This is a genomic window from Kitasatospora sp. NPDC004799 (assembly GCF_040609095.1).
GTDB lineage: Bacteria > Actinomycetota > Actinomycetes > Streptomycetales > Streptomycetaceae > Kitasatospora.
Window position 1 is genome coordinate 1 of the sequence record NZ_JBEXJK010000813.1, and the last position, 1,232, is coordinate 1,232.

Consider the following 1,232-nt stretch of genomic DNA (forward strand, 5'->3'; position numbering starts at 1 on the left):
CTCTACCTATATACACACCCCCCCCCCCGCCCCCCCGCGCCGGGCCGCCGCCGACGCCGGCCCGGCGCCGCCCCCCGCCAACCCCCGGGCCCCCGCCGCACGAGCCACCTGGCGCTGTGATCGAAAACGTTCCGCCCGAACGGGTGAGCCGGCCTGCGTCCAACGAATGATTCGTGGTGGAACGGTCCAGGATGCGGGGCATGTGTACACGATTCCTGTGGTCGTCCGAAGGCAGCCCCGGTGCGGGCACCGTCCTCGTCGGCCGGAGCATGGACTGGTCCGACGACACCGCGACGGTCCTCGCCGTGCGCCCGCGCGGCGTGCGCCGTGAGAGCACCCCGAACACGCCCGGCGACCCCCATCCCTTCACCTGGACCTCGGCCTACGGCAGCGTCGTCGCGCTCATGTACGGCCAGGCCGTGGTCGACGGCGTCAACGAGGCGGGGTTCCAGGTCAGCGGGCTCTACCTCTCCGAGTCGGACTACGGGGAGCGGGACGGCGACCGCCCCGGGCTCGAGCTCTACTGGGCGATCCAGTGCCTGCTCGACCGGTTCGGCACCGTCGCCGCGGCCGTCGAGTGGCTCGAGAACGACAACGTGCAGCTCATCGAGATGGACCTCGGCGACAAGCCGGGGACCGGCCACATCGCGGTCGCGGACCCGAGCGGCGACTCGGCCGTCATCGAGTTCATCGACGGCAAGACCAACATCCACCACGGCCCCGAGTTCACGGTGATGGCGAACTCGCCCGTGTACGACGAGCAGTTGAAGCTGCAGGAGCAGTACCCGGCGGGCGGCGGCACCCAGCCGCTGCCCGGAGGTGTCGAGTCGCCCGACCGCTTCGCCCGCGCCGCCTACTTCTCCGCGATGCTCCCGAACACCTCCGACCCGCGCGAGGCCACGGCGTACGCGTTCAGCGTGATCCGCAACGCCTCCGCCCCGTTCGGCACCCCGGACGAGGCCCAGCGGCCGGAGGTCTCGACCACCCGCTGGCGGACCGTCACCGACCTGACCCAGCGGCGGTACTTCTTCGAGTCCACCACGAGCCCGAACGTGGTGTGGATCGAACTGTCGCAGCTGGACTTCGCGCCGGGCAGCCCGGAACTGGTGCTCGACCTGGTGGCGGAGCCCGACCGCGTCGGCAACGTGACCGGCGAGTTCGTGCCGGTGCAGTGACCGACCGTCGGGGGTGGTGGAGAACGCCGTGCCGGGGGTGGCCGGGCTGGTCGGCGC

Annotated in this window: 1 protein-coding gene; it reads left to right on the forward strand. The window is 71.8% G+C overall.

The features are described 5' to 3' along the window. Positions 1-200: 200 nt before the first annotated feature. Positions 201-1,175 (forward strand): linear amide C-N hydrolase, encoded by a 975-nt coding sequence (locus ABZW03_RS40985; protein ID WP_355269992.1) that lies wholly within the window; start codon positions 201-203, stop codon positions 1,173-1,175. Positions 1,176-1,232 lie beyond the last annotated feature (57 nt).